The sequence below is a fragment of the Comamonas halotolerans genome (assembly GCF_030162935.1).
GTDB lineage: Bacteria > Pseudomonadota > Gammaproteobacteria > Burkholderiales > Burkholderiaceae_C > Comamonas > Comamonas halotolerans.
The window spans coordinates 249,429-264,453 of the sequence record NZ_JASAUZ010000001.1 but is presented as its reverse complement, the minus strand read 5'-3'; the positions used below and the strand labels follow the sequence as shown (position 1 = coordinate 264,453).

General features: G+C 56.5%; 13 protein-coding genes. 2 read left to right on the top strand and 11 right to left on the bottom strand.

Annotated features, from left to right (window positions below):
• Nucleotides 1-3: 3 nt before the first annotated feature.
• Entirely contained in the window at nt 4-864 is an 861-nt protein-coding gene (locus QEP11_RS01185) for an alpha/beta hydrolase (RefSeq protein WP_284334731.1), read from the bottom strand.
• 85 nt (nt 865-949) lie between these two features.
• On the opposite strand from QEP11_RS01185, the gene QEP11_RS01180 reads away from it, so the two are divergent.
• Nucleotides 950-1,825: a methylglyoxal synthase gene (locus QEP11_RS01180; protein ID WP_284334730.1), complete on the top strand. Its 876-nt coding sequence runs from the start codon at nt 950-952 to the stop codon at nt 1,823-1,825.
• An 83-nt stretch (nt 1,826-1,908) separates the two neighbouring features.
• Here the strand turns inward: QEP11_RS01180 and QEP11_RS01175 are convergent, their stop codons facing one another.
• The 6 genes from QEP11_RS01175 to QEP11_RS01150 form a co-directional block, all read right to left on the bottom strand.
• Nucleotides 1,909-3,510 (bottom strand): alkaline phosphatase D family protein, encoded by a 1,602-nt coding sequence (locus QEP11_RS01175; protein WP_284334729.1) that lies wholly within the window; start codon nt 3,508-3,510, stop codon nt 1,909-1,911.
• Between the two features lie 157 nt (nt 3,511-3,667).
• Nucleotides 3,668-4,648 carry a porin gene (locus QEP11_RS01170; protein WP_284334728.1) on the bottom strand — a complete coding sequence of 327 codons (981 nt, stop codon included), beginning with the start codon at nt 4,646-4,648 and terminating at the stop codon, nt 3,668-3,670.
• Nucleotides 4,649-4,881: 233 nt separating this feature from the next.
• Nucleotides 4,882-6,228 (bottom strand): NADP-specific glutamate dehydrogenase, encoded by a 1,347-nt coding sequence (gene gdhA, locus QEP11_RS01165; RefSeq protein WP_284334727.1) that lies wholly within the window; start codon nt 6,226-6,228, stop codon nt 4,882-4,884.
• Between the two features lie 419 nt (nt 6,229-6,647).
• Nucleotides 6,648-7,454, bottom strand: coding sequence for a MurR/RpiR family transcriptional regulator (locus tag QEP11_RS01160; protein ID WP_284334726.1), 807 nt, complete (start codon nt 7,452-7,454; stop codon nt 6,648-6,650).
• Nucleotides 7,455-7,484: 30 nt separating this feature from the next.
• Complete coding sequence (mutL, locus tag QEP11_RS01155; protein ID WP_413788661.1) at nt 7,485-9,494, bottom strand: DNA mismatch repair endonuclease MutL; 2,010 nt, start codon at nt 9,492-9,494, stop codon at nt 7,485-7,487.
• 48 nt (nt 9,495-9,542) lie between these two features.
• Nucleotides 9,543-9,803, bottom strand: a complete 261-nt coding sequence (locus QEP11_RS01150; protein ID WP_284334724.1) for a glycine zipper domain-containing protein — start codon at nt 9,801-9,803, stop codon at nt 9,543-9,545.
• A gap of 268 nt (nt 9,804-10,071) precedes the next feature.
• Here QEP11_RS01150 and QEP11_RS01145 point away from each other — a divergent pair, with 268 nt between their 5' ends.
• Complete coding sequence (locus tag QEP11_RS01145; protein ID WP_284334723.1) at nt 10,072-10,725, top strand: DedA family protein; 654 nt, start codon at nt 10,072-10,074, stop codon at nt 10,723-10,725.
• A gap of 64 nt (nt 10,726-10,789) precedes the next feature.
• Here QEP11_RS01145 and QEP11_RS01140 read toward each other — a convergent pair whose 3' ends face one another.
• From QEP11_RS01140 to pgaB, 4 genes are all read right to left on the bottom strand, one after another.
• Nucleotides 10,790-10,960, bottom strand: coding sequence for a glycine zipper domain-containing protein (locus QEP11_RS01140; RefSeq protein ID WP_413788667.1), 171 nt, complete (start codon nt 10,958-10,960; stop codon nt 10,790-10,792).
• 173 nt (nt 10,961-11,133) lie between these two features.
• Complete coding sequence (pgaD, locus tag QEP11_RS01135) at nt 11,134-11,649, bottom strand: poly-beta-1,6-N-acetyl-D-glucosamine biosynthesis protein PgaD (RefSeq protein WP_284334721.1); 516 nt, start codon at nt 11,647-11,649, stop codon at nt 11,134-11,136.
• Entirely contained in the window at nt 11,646-12,995 is a 1,350-nt protein-coding gene (pgaC, locus tag QEP11_RS01130; RefSeq protein WP_284334720.1) for a poly-beta-1,6-N-acetyl-D-glucosamine synthase, read from the bottom strand. Before pgaC ends, pgaD begins: the two co-directional genes overlap by 4 nt.
• Nucleotides 12,992-15,022, bottom strand: a complete 2,031-nt coding sequence (gene pgaB / locus QEP11_RS01125; RefSeq protein ID WP_284334719.1) for a poly-beta-1,6-N-acetyl-D-glucosamine N-deacetylase PgaB — start codon at nt 15,020-15,022, stop codon at nt 12,992-12,994. The genes pgaC and pgaB overlap by 4 nt, the downstream gene beginning before the upstream one ends.
• Nucleotides 15,023-15,025: the final 3 nt, after the last annotated feature.

Below are 15,025 nucleotides of genomic sequence, written 5' to 3'. Positions count from 1 at the left end.
GCATCAGGGCTTTGAGGGCGCTTCCAAACGCCGTAGTGCCATGCGGTACTGTGGCAGTGCTTTGGCGTTGGTATTGTGGTGCGTGCCACCATCAATCAAAACCCACTGCTTGGGGCCTTGTGCGGCTTCATACAGTTGCTTGCCCTGGGTTGGTGGTATCAAGGCATCTGCGCTGCCATGCACTACGACCAAAGGACTGCCGATGGTAGAAATTTTCGACAGTGAATCGAACTTCTGCGTAATGAAGGGGCCGACGGGCAGCCAGCCCCATTTGAAGCTACGCGCCATATCGCGAATGTTGGTGAAAGTGCCTTCCACCATCAGCGCTTTTTCATCATCGACCCGGGAGGCCAGATCAATTGCTATGGCGCCTCCCAAGGAGTGGCCAAAGATATAGCGCGCAGTGTGGGGGTGCTGCTTGCGGAGCCATTGCCATGCGGCCATTGCGTCTTCGCGCGCACTGGCCTCAGACGGCAAGTCTTTGGGCAGGGTTTTGCCAAAGCCCCGGTAATCCATTGCCAGCACGGCAAAGCCAAGCTGTTGCATATTGCGCATACGCGCTGTGGAGCCAGTAACGTTCCAGCGGGCGCCGTGCAGATACAGCAATACCGGCGCATTCGCTTTGGGATGCGGTAGCCACAAACCATGCATGCGAACGTCTTGCTGGGAGGATGTGCTGTAAAAATCTATCCACACATCCTGCATGTCCTGGGTGCTGGCGCGCTGCCAGGTGCGGTCGCTGGGCTGGAAAATCATCTCGCGTTGTTTATGGTCGAGGGCTGAGCAACTGGCTGTGGCCAATACAACGGTCAGTGCGGTTATCCACCACAGCCTGCGCGCTTGAAAAAACGATGCGAAGGTCATCACAGAGAGTGCAAAATTTGGGTCGTTTGGAACTATGCTAGCCGGCAAGTGTGCACGACGCGGTGCGCTGTTGTTAAGGACGAATGTGACCATGCTCTTAGGTCTTGCTGCCAACCGACTCCATCACCAAACTGAAGATGCGGCCTTGTTTGCACTATTGCGTGCCTGTGAATCCGGAATGCGAGAGCTGCATCTGGGCTTGCATGCTGTAGGCCGCACTTACGACGCCATTGCTGCGGCGGACATGATGCACCGCTACCCAGGCTTGGTGCGCTACCCGTATGGCCGTGAAGGAGGGCTGATGAAGCTGGTGGCCGAGGTCGTGGGGATGGGAGAGGGCCGCACGCTCGATGGTGCTATCTATCTGACAGACCCGGTCGATCCTTCATCCATCTTCCCGGAGGCGCTGGCCCTCAAGCGCCAGTGCGTCATTCATGGCAAACCCTTTCTTTCTACCGTGGCCAGTGCACGCGACTGGGTGGAAATGGAACGCATACACGCTGGCTTGGCGCGCGAACGTAGTGCAGACCGTTTTCATGATTATGAAAATCAAACGGTGGCGCTGATTGCCCACGATGCGATGAAACCCGCCATGCTGGAATTTGTGGCCAATAATTTTGCATTGCTCTCGCGTTTCAAGCGTCGCATAGGCACGGGTACGACGGGGCAGCGTCTGAATGAGCTGGCCTGGAGCAAGGGCTGGCCTGCAGACAAGCCATGGGTGGACCGCTTTAACAGTGGCCCGTTGGGCGGCGATGCGCAGATTGCCGATCTGGTGCTGGAGCGCCGTTGCCAGCGCGCCATCTTCTTTGAAGACCCGCATGTGGCGCGTCAGCATGAGGCGGATATTCAACTGCTGGAGCGTGCCGTGACGACCGTGACGCACGAGGCCGTGTGCATCACAACACCCAAGGTGGCGCAGCGCTGGTGCGATGCAGCGGTGTTGCGCGCTGCACGTTAAGTTGGACAGAGGTCACAAAAAAAGCAGCCGTAAAGGCTGCTTTTTTATTTCCATTTCCAGGGGGCGTGTTCTGAACCGCGCTGTCAGCCCAGCTGTGGCTCCAGGGTATTGGTGAACAGAGACTGCCCATTGAGGTCCTTGAGCACCACGGTCAATGCCTGGCTGCGGTGGTCAATATCGAGCTGACCAAAGAATTGGTAGCCTTCGCTGGGCGCAGCGTTGGGGTGGGGTGATGCCTTGCTGTAGACCACTTCCAGGCCAAAAGTCTTGTCCGCCTCATTGGGGCCGAAGGTGCCCGCATTCAGAGGTCCGGAGACAAATTCCCAGAAGGGATCGAAGTCCTGAAACTGCGCGCGTTCAGGGCTGTAGTGGTGGGCTGCGGTGTAGTGCACGTCAGCAGTGAGCCACACCACATTCTTGATGCCTGCATCCTTGATGCCTTTGAGCAGTCGCGCCATTTCCAGCTCTCTGCCTTTTGCGGGCCCATGTTCACCGTTGGCCACGGCCTCCCACATGGAGACGCCTTGTGCGTCCTTGCCATCCGGCACGAACAGGCCGATGGGCATATCGCAGGCAATCAGCTTCCAGGTGGCCTTGCTGTTTTTCAGGCCCTGGATCAGCCACTCTATCTGTGGGCGGCCCAAAAGATCAGTTGCAGCACTTTCCGAGGTTTGCAAATTGGTGCTGTTGGGGCCGCGGTAGCTGCGCATGTCCAGCACAAAAATGTCGGCCAACTGGCCTTGCGGCAAGACGCGGTAGATGCGTTGCTGTTCAGCCGTTCCGTAGGGGCGTAGCGGGGCGTATTCCATAAAGGCCTGTTGCCCGCGTGCCGTCAGCAGTTGCACATTTTTTTCGGTATAGGCATTGTTGTGCAGCAGGCTTTTGCTATCCGAGTAGTTGTTGGTGACTTCGTGGTCATCCCATTGCCAGATTTGCGCCACTTCGTTGCTGAAAGCGCGCACATTCTGGTCCATCAAGTTGTAGCGGTAGCGGCCTCGGTACTCATCCAGGGTTTCGGCAACTTTGGCAACTTCGGGTGTGACCAGATTTTTCCAGATGCTGCCGTCACGCAGCGTGACTTCAGGCTGGATGGGGCCATCGGCGTAAATGGTATCGCCGCTGTGCAGGAATACATCGGGGTTGGTCTGGCGCATGGCTTCGTAAATGCGCATGCCGCCAAAATCAGGGTTGATGCCCCAGCCCTGGCCAGCGGTATCACCACTCCATACCAGGCGCAGAGATTTTTGCGCGGGCCGATGTGCCGGCTGCGGGGTGCGAAAGTGCCCTTGCACAACAGGTGAGCGCACGTTGGCACTGGCAAAGTCTTCCAGAACCACGCGGTAGAAAATATCCTGCCCGGCAGGCAAGCCCTGCAAGTCGATGCGTCCTGTGCCATCACTGCTGCTCAGCATGTCCGGTCCACGAAGCTTGGTGCTTTGGGCAAAGTTGGAGGTGGTGGACCATTCGAGCCACATACGTGCCTCGCGGCTGGAGCGTGCCCAGACAATAGCGCTGTTTGCCAGTACATCGCCACTTTGAACACCTGATGGCAGCAAAGGTCGGGCTGCATCACGGGTGATGGCTGAGGGGGCAGTTTGTGCCTTTAGAACCTGTGGCAAAAGGCTGCTGCCTGTTAGCAATGCGCTGGATGTGAGTCCCAGGCCCATGAAGCGGCGTCGTTCCATCTTGGGTTGTCCTTGTATGTATGAATAACGCGTCACAGCATAGAAATGACATGTGACCAAACAATGAAATCAACAGGTTCAGGAACGACGTAACACCTGTGAACATACACAAAAAAGCAGCCCTAAGGCTGCTTGATAGTGCGTCAAGATGCACGGTTTAGAAGTGGTGGCGAATGCCTGCAGAGACCGATTTCTGATCTTGGTTAGCCATTAAGTCATCACCGAAAGCTGCACCATGCTTGTTCTGAATCTGGCTATAAAAAGCGTAGATCTTGGTGCGCTTGCTCAGGTGGTGGTTGTAGCCCACGGTCCACTGGTTGGCCTCAGACTTGCCTTGCGCATTGGCATGGCCGAAGTTGGCATGGATTTCTCCTGCGCCAATTGCGTAGGCCACGGCAGCGCGGGTCACATTGATCTTGGCCTTCGCACCGGTGAAGCTGTCCGCTTCTTCGGCGCGCTGGTGGTAGGCGGACACCGTCCACGCATCTTGTGACCATGTGGCACGCAGTGCGTACTGCTTGTCATCACCATGCTCACCGTAACCAGCACCGAATGACCAGTTGCCACGGTCATAGTTGGCCGCCAGGTCATAGGCATTCTTGTCGCTGGCATCGCCGTTGGCACGTTCATGCAAGCTCACCGATGACTCCAGTGTCAGGCCGTGCATTTGTGGCGATGTGTAGGCCAAGCGGTTGGCGTCGCTGCCCTGGTAGACGTATAACTGATCGTAGGTGATGCCGTAGTCTTCATTGTGCAGGCTGACGCGGTCAGCCACTGCATAGTACGAAGGGTTCAGGAAACGGCCCATGCGCACCGTACCGAAGTTGCCAGACAGGAACAGCTCGCTGCGGTTGTTGAAAAAGCTGTCAGTGTTGCTGTTGGAGCCGGTGTCCGACTCGAAGCCGCTTTCCAGAATGAAGCCTGCTTTCAGCCCATTGCCCAGAGCTTCTTCGCCCTTGAAACCAAAGTAGGAACCGCCGTTGTTTACTGCGTTGACGCGGTCGTTGCCAGTCTTGACCGAGGCAATGGAGCTGTCGATCCGGCCATACACATTCACGCTGGAGTCAGCAGCGACGGAAGCGGTAGAAATAGTGATCAGGCCTACAGCGGCCACGATTTTGTTCAGAGAAAAAGTCACGTTCAAAGCGCAATCACAGCGCGTACAGAGAAACAAGCACGCCCACGTCTGTTCTGTGGGTAACCAGGGCCTGCATAGTCAGGCCGGGGCGCATTTATAACGTTACTGCAGCCACCTTGTATGCCTTAGGACATTGCAAGCTCTCACCACATGCCTGCTGCAATCCAGCAATTCGTCCACAAAAAAAGGAACCCGAAGGTTCCTCTTTTTGTGTACTTTTGAAGCGCTCGGGCTTAGACCACGCCTTGTGCCTGCATGGCTTCAGCAACCTTCACAAAGCCTGCGATGTTGGCGCCGTCGATGTAGCTGACAGTGCCATCTTCACGCTTGCCGTACTTGACGCAGGCTGCGTGAATACCTTGCATGATTTGCAGCAGACGTGCATCCACTTCCTCGGCAGGCCAGCTCAGTCGGGCCGCATTTTGCGACATTTCCAGGCCCGAAGTGGCCACACCGCCAGCGTTCGATGCCTTGCCTGGTGCATACAGCACGCCTGCGGCTTCGAAGGCCTTGGCGGCTTCAATGGTGGAAGGCATGTTGGCACCTTCTGCCACGCAAAGCACACCGTTGGCGATCAGTGTCTTGGCATCTGCTTCGTCCAGTTCGTTTTGTGTGGCGCAAGGCAGGGCCACGTCCACCTTGATGTTCCAGGGACGCTGGCCTGCAAAAAACTCCACACCAGACACTTGTGCAGCGTAGTCGCTCACGCGGCCGTACTTGTTGTTCTTGATGTCCATCAGGATAGCCAGCTTCTCGGTGGTGAAGCCGTCCTTGTCATACACAGTACCCGAAGAGTCGGACACGGTCACGACCTTGGCACCCAGTTGCATGGCCTTTTCGACAGCGTATTGCGCCACGTTACCCGAGCCGGACACGGACACTGTCTTGCCGGCAAAAGTCTGACCGCGTGTGGCCAGCATTTCCTGAGCAAAGTAGACCGTGCCGTAACCCGTGGCTTCAGGGCGGATCAGCGAACCACCAAAGGTCAGGCCCTTACCTGTGAACACGCAAGCTGCGCTGTTGGACAGCTTTTTGTACATGCCGGCCATAAAGCCCACTTCACGGCCACCCACGCCGATGTCGCCAGCTGGTACATCGGTGTCAGGACCCACGTGACGGAACAGCTCTGTCACGAAAGCCTGGCAGAAACGCATGACTTCAGCAGGGCTCTTGCCCTTGGGGTCGAAGTCGGAGCCGCCTTTACCACCGCCCATGGGCAGTGTGGTCAGCGCGTTCTTGAAAGTTTGCTCAAAGGCCAGGAACTTCAGCACCGACTGGTTCACCGAGGGGTGGAAGCGGATGCCGCCCTTGAAAGGGCCAATGGCCATGCTGTGCTGGATGCGGAAACCGCGGTTGACTTGTACCTGGCCCTTGTCGTCCATCCAGCTGACGCGGAACTGGATGATGCGCTCTGGCTCGACCAGACGCTCCAGCAGCGCGTTGTCAGCGTACTTGGGGTTCTTTTCAATGAAGGGCCACAGCGACTCCATCACTTCGGTGACGGCTTGCAGGAATTCGGGTTGACCAGGGTTGCGATTGGCAACATCTTGCAGAAATTGGTCGAGGTTGGCGTACTTCATGGAGGCTTATCTTTCAAAGGCACAAAACAAAAGCGCCGCAGCGCATGCACAAGATTATGCCAAAAACGTATGTATTTATGCACCACATTGAGCATGACTTGTAGAAGATTGGTGCATAACTGCATCAGCTTGGTGCTTTGGTGCACCAAAATAAATACAAGGGTTTTCTGATTCAACCTATTGATAAATAGGTATTTGTTGCTTGCTTATTCATAGCATTTGGAAAGCTTTGTCAATCAGGCTTCTTATGCGGCGATGGCGCTCTTGCTGTGCAGCGAATGTGTATTGGAGCAACAGTTTGTGCAGGCGCAGCCGTTGCTGTTGCGGGTGAACAATGCATGTAGGACATGAAAAAAGCGCCGGAAGTGCTAAGACTTCTGGCGCTTTAACGGCTGATGTATCAGGGGTATGTGCAGTGATCAGATCAACTCAAACGGAATCGCACCCCATTGGATGGTGTGGGCAGCCAGACCGTAGGCCAGGGCCTGAGCGGCACTGGTATCGGTGAGGTGGCGTACCTCCGGGGCATGGGCCGTGGTGTGACAACGCAGCAGCCAGTCTGATGGAGGCGCATGGCTGGCAGTGTCTGTGATGCAAATCAGCTTGGCTCCTAGTTTGCGCGCACGTTCGCCAAGCTCGGCCATATCGGCGCGGATGCCGCCCAGCGCAAACAGCACCACCATGTCGCGCGGCGCAATGCGGGCCAGCACGTCTTCAATGGTTTCGCCAGCGGCAGGTGCGCCGTAGATGGGCTTGTCCAGGCCGCTCATCAAGTGGCCGCGCAGAGAGCGGGCCAGCATGTGATTGTGCTGCAAGCCCACACAGAAAATGGCCGGAGCCTGGTGTAGTGCAGAGGCCATGGCATCCATGGTGCTGGCTGGAATTTGTGCCAGGGTTGCCGTCAGATTGTCTTGCAACTGCTGCCACAACAAGGCGCAATTGGGCGTGCTGGGTGAAATATTGATGTCGGCCATGGGCAGGGGGAGCCCATTGGTGGACGCTTCCAGACGTGCAGTACGGCGTGCTTCTTCGTAGCTGTCGTATCCCAGACGACGGATGAAGCGAGTGACGGTGGCATTGGAGACGCCGGTGAGCTGCGCCAGTTCGCTGGCACTATAGCCCGCGAGGTTGATCGGGTAGTCCAGCACCACTTGGGCGAGCTTGCGCTCAGTGGGCGAAAAACTATCCAGTGCGGCGCGCACGCGGGCAAAAAAAGGTACGGACATGGTAGTGGATCGTACGGTAGGAACTGGGCTTTAACGGCCACGTAAGAACAAAGCATCCAACTCTTTCATGGAGAGTTGGCGCCATGTGGGGCGGCCATGGTTGCACTGGTCGGAGCGCTCGGTGGTTTCCATCTGACGCAACAAGGCATTCATTTCATCCAGCGTGAGCTTGCGGTTGGCGCGCACGGCACCGTGGCAGGCCATGGTGGCCAGAATTTCATTGCGCGCACGCTGAATGACACCGCTGGCCTCTTGCTGTTCCAGCTCTGCCAGCACGCTTCGCGCCAGTTCCACGGCATCGCCTTGTACCAAGGTTGCGGGTACTGCGCGTACTGCCAGTGTCTTGGGCGAAAACGGCGCAATTTCCAGGCCCAACAGCTGCAAGGTTTCGGTATGTGACTCGGCGGTTGCCACTTCTTGCGCAGTGGCGGCAAAGGTGGCCGGAATGAGCAGCGGCTGGCTGGCGATAGGCTGGTCGTTGCCCAGCTGCTCTTTGAGGCGCTCATACACAATGCGCTCATGTGCGGCATGCATATCCACAATCACCATGCCTTGCGCATTTTCAGCAAGGATGTAGACACCATGAACTTGGGCCACCGCTCTGCCCAGCGGCCATGCGCTGGCCGCCTCTGGGGTGGGTGTCTGCGCAGCCGTTGGAGCTGGCTGGGGTGGCGCTTCGCTGGCAGTGATATCTGTAGGCGTCGTGGTTGATGCAACAGAGGCTTTCAGCGCTTGATCTGAAGGAACGCTCTCGCGCATGGGGGCCCACAGCGCTTGCATGTCGTTGACTTTGTGCCCTGCTGTCTCTTGCAAAGGCATGGCAAATTGCACCTGTGGCTTTAAGGGAGCACGCGGCGTGCTCACTTTAGGTTGCCACGTGGCTGCACCGGTTGCTGGCGGCGAGGCCAGGGGTTGCGAGAGTCCACGTTCAGGCTCTGGCGTGCTGGAAGCGGGAGGCACTTGCTCCTCTGTTTGTGCCAGCAGGGCTGCTCGCGGTGCTGCCAATGCATCCTCCACCGCATGTTTGACTGCCTGGTGTACTTCCCGGCTGTCTCGAAAGCGCACTTCAATCTTGGTGGGGTGCACGTTCACATCCACACGAGCCGGGTCCATCTCTATGTACAGCGCATAGATGGGCTGCTTATGGCCGTGCAGCACATCTTCATAGGCACTTTTGGCTGCGTGGGTGAGCACTTTGTCGCGGACAAAACGACCGTTGACGTAGCAATACTGCTGATCTGGGCGGCTGCGTGCGGCATCGGGCAGTCCCGCGCGGCCATACACGGTAATGCCGCTGCTGGCAGAGGTGCGCATAACGGGGATAGAACTGCTCACAAAGTCGTCGCCCAGCACATCGCTGAGGCGGCGGGCCAGAGCATCGTTGCGCTCCACGCCATCGCCCATGGGTACAGCACGCCACTGCTCGACCAGTTTGCCGTCATGCCAGATGGCAAAGCCGACGTCAGGTCGAGCCAATGCATGGCGTCGCACAGACTCAATGCAGTGCGCCAACTCGGTGGCATCTGTCTTCAGAAACTTGCGCCGTGCCGGAGTGCTGAAAAACAGCTCTTTCACTTCCAGCGAGGTGCCGCGATTGCGTGCGGCCGGGCGTAGCTCGCCGCTGCGTGCTTCAAGCAACCAGGCTTTGTCCTCGCCTTCCAGGCGCGAGAGGATAGAGGTTTCGGAGACCGAGGCAATTGCTGCCAGTGCCTCTCCACGAAAGCCCATGGTGCCCACATGTTCAAGCTCATGGAGATCGCGAATCTTGCTGGTGGCATGACGACGCAGGGCCACGGGCAACTCTTCACGCGGAATGCCGCAGCCGTCGTCCTCGACGCTGATGAGGCGCACACCGCCAGCCAGCAGCCGCACCGTGATCTGGGTGGCACCAGCGTCCAAAGCGTTATCCACCAACTCCCGCACGACAGAGGCCGGACGCTCCACCACCTCACCAGCAGCAATCTGGCTGATGAGTTCGTCAGGTAGGTCCTGGATGGTGCGGCGCTGTGGCGTAGAAGAAATTGAGGTCATTGACCTCATTGTATGCAGCCTCCCTAGACCCTGGGAAAGGCTGCACAAGAAACAAAATTAACGATGGCGACGGTGACCGCGACGGTGACCATATCCATCGCTGTTTTGACCGACTTGATTACCAATCAATGCGCCAGCAGCCGCACCGCCAACAGTCCCGAGCGTAGAGCCGAAGACAGCATCACCAAGCAGGCCGCCAGCCACGGCGCCAACGCCTGTACCTATCTGGGCATTGCTCGGATGATGCGCGCAGCCACCCAGTGTCAAAGCGCCACCCAACACTGTGGCAACCAAAAGCGTGCTTCTAAATTTAATCATTTGCACCTCCTTGCATGTTGCAAATCAAATGTGGGTGAACTGTGCCAGTTCTACGCAGCGGCTTTGATGAATGCATTGCAAAGTTATGGCCGGCATTGCAAGTATTTGTTGCAGCGCTTTGCAGCCTGTTGCGTGCGATCACCGAATGTGTGAGACAGACGAAGTAGATGGCTATCGAATTTGAGAAGTGGTGTGGCTAGGCGCTACATTAGCGTTTTGCTGCCGTAAGAGCGTTGGTGCTTGGTGGAAAGACTTTGAGGGCGCTGTTTTGGAAATCGTTTCGTTTTTGATCGACTTCATCGTGAATATTGATAAACACCTTGAGGCGTTCGTGGTGGCGTATGGTCCATGGGTCTACGCCTTGTTATTCCTCATTGTTTTTGTGGAAACGGGTGTGGTGGTGATGCCGTTCCTGCCCGGGGATTCACTGTTGTTCATTGTGGGTGCTATGTGTGGTGCGGGCATGATGGATTTTTCCTTGGCTTGTGCCGTATTGCTGGTGGCGGCCATTCTGGGAGATCAGTGCAACTACTCCATTGGCCGTTTTATCGGGCCCAAGGTCTTTCAGTGGGAGGACTCTCGCTGGTTTAACCGCAAAGCTTTTGATAAAGCCCACAACTTCTACGAGCGCTATGGCGGTGTGACCATCATCCTGGCGCGTTTCATGCCTTTTATTCGCACTTTCGCTCCCTTTGTGGCAGGTGTGGCCCATATGTCGCGCAGCAAGTTCACACTCTTTAATGTGGGGGGGGCCTTGCTGTGGGTGCTCGGTATCGTGTCTGCAGGGTATTTCTTCGGGAATATGCAGTGGGTCAAGGACAACCTGGAGAAAATCATCTGGGGGTTGATTCTTGTGCCAGGTCTGGTTGCGATCTATGGCGGCTGGAAGGCCGGCCGAGAAGGAAAGCAGGCAGCTGTCTGATTGCTTGAGTTTTGAACATAAAAAATGCCGACAGATGTCGGCATTTTTTATGGGGTAAATCGATTTACTTCCGGTCCTGCCTCTTGCCGATCTGGTTACCGATCACAGCACCAGCAGCAGCTCCGCCAACGGTGCCCAGTGTGCCACCCACGACCGCATCTCCGATTACACCACCGGCAACAGCACCTACGCCTGTACCCAGTTGTTGATTGTTGGCACAAGCTGAAAGGGTCATAGTGGCTGCAACGGCGAGGCTTGCGCTCAGAATTTTGAAATGGGACATGATCAACTCCATGGAATCACCAATGGTTCCAGTGTCACAGGAGAGCGCAGCAAGATCTGTCGGGTAAATAGGCCGATGGCTGTAGGTTGATCATTGCCCAGACTTGCAAGAGCTTGTCAGTGCTTTCACACCATCGCTGGGGCATATGAATGGTTGATCGGGGTATGACCGCTCAAATCCGTTGCTTTGATGATGCTGCCATCGGGTGCGTGATGGATCACAGAAATGGGCAGAGTGCGTAATTCATTCAAGGTTTGCAGCGTAATGCTATAGTCGGCCATCAGCTTCAACTGCGCCAAGGGAGCTGTGGATGGCGAGCGTCGTTGTTTGCCGCGGAAGCGCAAGTAGTTATACCGAGCCCACAAGATGAGCAATCCACCGTGCAACAACATGGCCAGGATATAGATACCCAGGTCAGAGACAGTAGGTGCGATCTCAGACAGGAAAGGCATCTCGATGCCGTCTCTGTTCTTGGTGGCGATGGACCAGATTCCCCGCGCAAATAACAGCGCGAAGGCAAGCCAAGCCAGGACGGTCAAAACGCAGTCAAGCAGGAAGCGCCATTGCCCACGTTGTGAGCGAATGACCATGGTGGATGCATTGATGGCTTCAGGAAGATGGTGTTGTGGCTCTTGCGTCATGGGGTGGGATCCAGTTGGTTAATGCCGCGATCCGGACTGACCCAGCGTGCGCGCTGGCGCTTTTTGCTGAGCATGATTTGTGGAATGCTCACGAGGGTGGTGAAAAGACTCAGCATCCAGAAAACCAGGGGATACCAGATGATCCAGACCAGGTTTCGGGCGTAGCCTTTTTCATAGCGACGCTCAATCAACATGCTGATCAAAAATTGGATCAAGCAAAAAGCGCACAGCACCAGACCTGTGAATGACGGAGGCATCAATGTCTCCACATGCAGATGAGGCGGCAAGTCAATGACCAAGCCAATCAAGTACAGGATGATGGAAAGGGCAAAAGAGAATGCCCACAATGCTGACAAAGTGAACTCAAGCAGCAAAATCCACATGCGGCGGTTGCGCCAGTGATAGATCACGCCCAGGTTCTTGAGCAGAATTTCTGCACCACCCTGGGCCCAGCGCAGGCGTTGCTTCCACAGACCTTTGATCGTTTCAGGCATCAGGATCCAGCACAGCGCACGAGGCTCGTAAAAGATGGACCAGTGATCACGCTGAAGCTTCCAGCTGATGTCAATGTCTTCGGTGACCATGTCCACACTCCAGTAGCCCACGCGGGCCAGGGCAGTGCGGTGAAAGGCTGCAATGACGCCGGAGACGGTAAATACCTGACCGTAAACACGCTGGGTGCGCTTGATCAGGCCAATGATGGAAGAGAACTCTCCCACTTGTATGGCACCAGTCAGCGTAGAGCGTGTGCGCACGCGAGGATTGCCTGTAACGGCTCCCACACGTGGGTTTTGGATCAACGGAGCTACAAGGAAAGCCACGGCATCTGGGTCTAGGATGGAGTCACCATCAATGCACACCAGGTAATCGCTGTTGGCCGCCAAGGCGCCCATGCGCAGTGCCATGGCCTTGCCTTGGTTTTCTGCCAAATGGATCACGCGCAGACGTTCGTGTGCCGAAGCCAACTGGTTCAGCATGGCTGCAGTGTTATCGCTGGAGCCGTCGTTGATGGCGATCACTTCAATGTTCTGATAATTCTGCTTCAAAGCCGCGATGATGGTGTCAGCACCGTTTTTTTCTTCGTTGAAGCACGGGATGAGGACGCTCACCAACGGATTGCCTTGCAATTCGGGCACGGCGCGCTCTGCAGAGCTTTCACCCCAGGGCCAATGGCGCTCACGGTGTAGGTAAAAGGTCAAGCCACCAATCATCCAGAGGCCGGACATGTGCAGTGGGTAGAAGAAAACAAATGCGAGAATGATTTTCCCGGTCAGAAAAATGGCAACTGCAAATGGCAATGCAATGAGCAGCACCATGAGGGTGAAGGAGAGGATGCGGTGCTTCATGGCGCGGGAAACCAGGATGTGGAGATTTCAGGACGAATGGCTTGCAAGCTGGGATGACCTTGGGAAAAGTCATCCGGGTAGTAGCCAAAATTGCGCGCCCCACTGATTTGCAACTGGCGCATCCACTGGGCGATGCGTGAGGAGTCGATAGGTACGGCTTGCCCTCCAGACTTGGTGGCACGCCAATCCTTGGTTTGTAGCTCAAAGACCGTGCGGTCCAAGGCGCCGGGCCGCTTGCGCATGGCTTGAACCAGACGGTCAAGCCATCGCGCTGAATCGGAGTAATCCACGCCCTCCATCAGAGGCATTGCCATGGGTGCAGTCCAGTCGTAGGCTGCCAAAAAATCATCGGGATTTTGTGCGAACCACTCCTGCGCATGCGGGTTGAGGATAGGCTCCGCAAAGATATTGCGAGCGGTCTTGATGTGTACGCCGCGTATGGCACGCACCTTGGCGGTTAACTCGTGCGTGAAGTCGACCAGGGCTTTGGTCTTGAAGCGCGTCCAGGCTTGCAGGTGTTCGGGGTTGCTGCGCAGACTGGCAATGTCGCCAGGCAGGCCGGCTGCGGCATAGGCGCGCAGCGCATCGGCACCTGCATCTTCAAAGTCTGACAGCAGGGCATCGTCATGAAAGAGCAGTCCATCAAAGGCTGCATGCGACGCCAGGTCTTCGTACAACTGAGCAATCGCCTGCCGGTTGCCCTCATGAAAAGGGCTCAGGCGCTGGTATTGCTGGGGATCAACCGCAACGCTGCCAGTAGCAGGATTCCACTTTTGCACGCGTGGGTGGCTGCTGTCCAGATTCAGGCTCAGTACCGGCATCCAGGCGTAGACCTTGACTCCAAGCCGGCTTTTGAGTTGCCAGGCAACACGATTGAACAAATCGGCTCGCATCGGCAGCAAGCGGTTGGGGAAGTAGACCGATTCGACCAGTCCATGCCCATCAGGGTCTGAAAATGCCTGCAAAAACACGGTGTTGACGCCGAGATCTTGCATGCGCTGTACCAGCACGTCCAAGTTCTTGTTTTGTTGTGCAAGATCAGGGTCGTATACATAGTCCAGATCGACATGGGCTACACGCATTAATCCCGGCTCTTGGAAGCTGCTGATGCGTTGAGCAACGGAGCGGATGTCATCGCGCCCAGACATCAGCATGCGCGGAACTTGATCGGGATTGTTGACGTCCGCCAGTCCCTCTTCCAAGGTCAGAAAAAGCTGGTATCCCGCTTCGCGGATGATGCGTTGTGCCACGCCATTAACTGCGCCATAAGGCCATACCCACACGCGCGGCTGCTTGCCCGTGGTTTCTTTCAGAACCCGGGTGATGGCGGCGACGTCCTTGCGCAGCCGTTGCTCGAACTCGGCCATGGTTTCATAGCGCTGCTGCTCGGCCAGATACATGCGGTTGGCCATGGCGGGCAGGGTGTTGCCCTGCGGGTTGGCCAGAACGCCTTTATGGTGGTTAAAAGTGTGCGCGCCGATCTCCACCAGCGGAGAACGTGCGGTCTGCGCCAAGTCTTTGCGGTTGAGAAACATGGAGCGCGGAGCCTGAATATCTCCAAATTGGACTGCCTGGTCAGCGGGCGTATCCAGCCATGCGCCAACAGGGGCGAGAACAGCTGGCCAGTTAAAGGCGCGCAGCAAAGGGATGACGCGGGTGTAGAAGTCCTGGTAACCATCGTCAAAACTCAGCAGCACAGCCTTGGCTGGCAGGGCCGGGCCGCCATTTTTCGCATTCAGAATCTGCTCAACGGAGACAGCCTGGTAGCCATTGGCCTGCAGCCAGGTCAGGTGTGCCAGCAGCTGGTCGGTTCGAACTGCAAGATAGGTCTGATCGGCCTGGTTGTCCTGGATGGCGTGATAACCCAGTGCCAAGTACTTATTGGCTGGCCACGCATGCTCTTGATGGGCCAAGGTGCGCTGTTCGGGCGGGACAAAATGGGGAATATCCTTTGCGCAGGCAGCGAGCATTGCCATTGCCACGACGCAAGCGAAAAGACGCGCAGTGAAGTGTTTGAAAAAATGCATGGC

What these genes read in the sequence shown, in the direction of transcription:
- QEP11_RS01150 (WP_284334724.1), bottom strand. Translation starts at nt 9,803, where the DNA reads ATGATTAAATTTAGAAGCACGCTTTTGGTTGCCACAGTGTTGGGTGGC.
- pgaD (WP_284334721.1), bottom strand. Translation starts at nt 11,649, where the DNA reads ATGACGCAAGAGCCACAACACCATCTTCCTGAAGCCATCAATGCATCC.
- QEP11_RS01185 (WP_284334731.1), bottom strand. Translation starts at nt 864, where the DNA reads ATGACCTTCGCATCGTTTTTTCAAGCGCGCAGGCTGTGGTGGATAACC.
- pgaB (WP_284334719.1), bottom strand. Translation starts at nt 15,022, where the DNA reads ATGCATTTTTTCAAACACTTCACTGCGCGTCTTTTCGCTTGCGTCGTG.
- pgaC (WP_284334720.1), bottom strand. Translation starts at nt 12,995, where the DNA reads ATGAAGCACCGCATCCTCTCCTTCACCCTCATGGTGCTGCTCATTGCA.
- QEP11_RS01160 (WP_284334726.1), bottom strand. Translation starts at nt 7,454, where the DNA reads ATGTCCGTACCTTTTTTTGCCCGCGTGCGCGCCGCACTGGATAGTTTT.
- gdhA (WP_284334727.1), bottom strand. Translation starts at nt 6,228, where the DNA reads ATGAAGTACGCCAACCTCGACCAATTTCTGCAAGATGTTGCCAATCGC.
- QEP11_RS01140 (WP_413788667.1), bottom strand. Translation starts at nt 10,960, where the DNA reads ATGACCCTTTCAGCTTGTGCCAACAATCAACAACTGGGTACAGGCGTA.
- mutL (WP_413788661.1), bottom strand. Translation starts at nt 9,494, where the DNA reads ATGAGGTCAATGACCTCAATTTCTTCTACGCCACAGCGCCGCACCATC.
- QEP11_RS01175 (WP_284334729.1), bottom strand. Translation starts at nt 3,510, where the DNA reads ATGGAACGACGCCGCTTCATGGGCCTGGGACTCACATCCAGCGCATTG.